The sequence below is a fragment of the Streptomyces sp. NPDC054849 genome, from assembly GCF_053610945.1.
The window spans coordinates 1-1,926 of the sequence record NZ_JBSGZI010000194.1 but is presented as its reverse complement, the minus strand read 5'-3'; the positions used below and the strand labels follow the sequence as shown (position 1 = coordinate 1,926).

The window sequence follows — 1,926 nt, the reverse complement described above, 5'->3', positions numbered from 1 at the left end:
CTTCTGCGGCGGGCTCGGTGCGAGCTGGGCATGTGCGGCTGGGGCAGGGGCATCCAGTTCTCCTGTGCGCCTGGGCTCCGAGCGCTCCACCTGGCGCTCGGCACCCGGGGGTCGTTGTCCTCTGTGCCCGGCAGCGCTGTGAAACTCCGCGCCGGCCGAGGGAACTTGGGGCCGGAGTGCAGCAGCATCGTGGAGCTGCACAGCAGCTCCACAGGATTTATCGAAACGTGATAATTTCTCGCACCGCGTCTACGGCGCTCCGAACAACACCGGAAGATTCCCCTCCAGCGGAGGTTGCGACTGGCCACCGCGTCGCCTGCCACCTACGCGTCCCCGACGGCAAAATTAAAGCAAAACCGTGGGGCCGTAAGTGGCCGGACCTCTCCAGGAGGGAGTACGAGGGCCGCAACTCCCGTGTCAGTCAGGGCTGTTGGCGCAGGAGGCAACCTCGGCGGGCTTGTCGCTCTTCCCCGGACAAGCCTCACCCCGGCACGAACGAGGAAAACGATGTGCGAACTTCTGAACCGCATCTGGTCCCGCCCGCGTGGCGAGTGGACCCGCGTCCTTCGCAGGGAACTCCCCGCGCTGGCCGCCGAGATAGTGGAGGAGCTTCTGCATGGAATTCCGGAATTTTCCGCACTTATCGATGACAACGATGCCATTGATGACGAGTTGCTCTGTCAGAGGGTGGAGAAGGCTCTCCTCTCCGCCCTCGGCTACCAGGAGCAAACCCGGGAACAGACACCGGACAAGGACGAGTACCAGTCCGAGAGCGAGGACGAAATCGAGGACCGGAGCAGGTTCGAGAGCAAGGTCGGAGACAGGGCCGAGAGCGGGGCGGGACCCCGGGTGGAGGTCAGGGCGGCGGCCCGGGCGGACACCGGGGCGGAGGTCGGCCACCGGATCCGGGAGGACTGCGAGGTCACGCACGAGGGCCGGGACGAAGGTGTCCGAGAGGGCGACCGCGCCCGTCAGGACCTCTTCAAGACCCTCACCGACGACCGGGCCGCGTCCGAGAGTTCCCTCAGCGAGCTCGCCGAGGCGGCCGGCTGGCCCCTCCCCCCGGCCGTACGGGCCATCGTGCCGGCCACGCCCGGCGAGGCGCACCAGCTCGCCGCCGTACTGGACGACAACGTGCTCGCCGGTATGTTCGCGGGCCGTCCGTGTCTGCTGGTCCCGAGCCCCGACCCGGACACCCGCGCGCCCATGGAACACCTGCTGCGCGGTCGGTTCGCGGCCGTGGGCCACGCCGTACCCCTCCGGGACACGGCCTCCTCACTGCGCTGGGCGCTGCGCCTGTTCGCGCTGACACCCGCCCGCCCGGGCCTGGACGCCCGGCCCGTCTTCGTCGACGACCACCTCTCGACGCTGTTGCTGCTCCAAGACGAGCCCCTGGCCCACGCACTGGCCGCCCGGTGGCTGCGGCCGCTGGCGGATCTGACCCCCCGCCAGAGCGAGCGGCTGGAGGTGACCCTGCTCGCCTGGCTGGAGGGCGGCGGCGCCCCCGAGGCCGCCAAGGCCTTGAGCGTGCACCCGCAGACCGTGCGGTACCGCATGCGCCAGCTGGAGAAGCTCTTCGGAACCGGCCTGCGCGACCCGCGGACCCGGTTCGAGCTGGAGATGGCCCTGCGCAGCCGCCGGCTGATGGCCCAGGTGCGGCGTCAGCACTCGCGGGTGACCCGGAGGACGGCCCGTGTGATCCAGGCGGACTTCACGCCGCTGGTCGTCGGGCGGATGGCTCGCGTCAACGGTCTGTGAACCACGGCCGCCCGGCCCGGTCCCGTCGTCACGGGGCCGGGCCGGGCGTTTGTGCGTGCGCACCGTCGGGACGCGATCCGGCGCACGCGTGCGGTGTTTGGGGCCAAGAGGGTGGGGGGCCACCACCAATCACGGGCGGGGGCCGGGGGGGGGGGGGGGGACGGGGGG

At 70.7% G+C, this 1,926-nt stretch carries 1 protein-coding gene; it reads left to right on the top strand.

The genetic code is table 11. The features are described 5' to 3' along the window. The first annotated feature begins 507 nt into the window (after positions 1 to 507). Complete coding sequence (locus ACWGIF_RS37820) at positions 508 to 1,758, top strand: PucR family transcriptional regulator (protein ID WP_453504394.1); 1,251 nt, start codon at positions 508 to 510, stop codon at positions 1,756 to 1,758. Positions 1,759 to 1,926 lie beyond the last annotated feature (168 nt).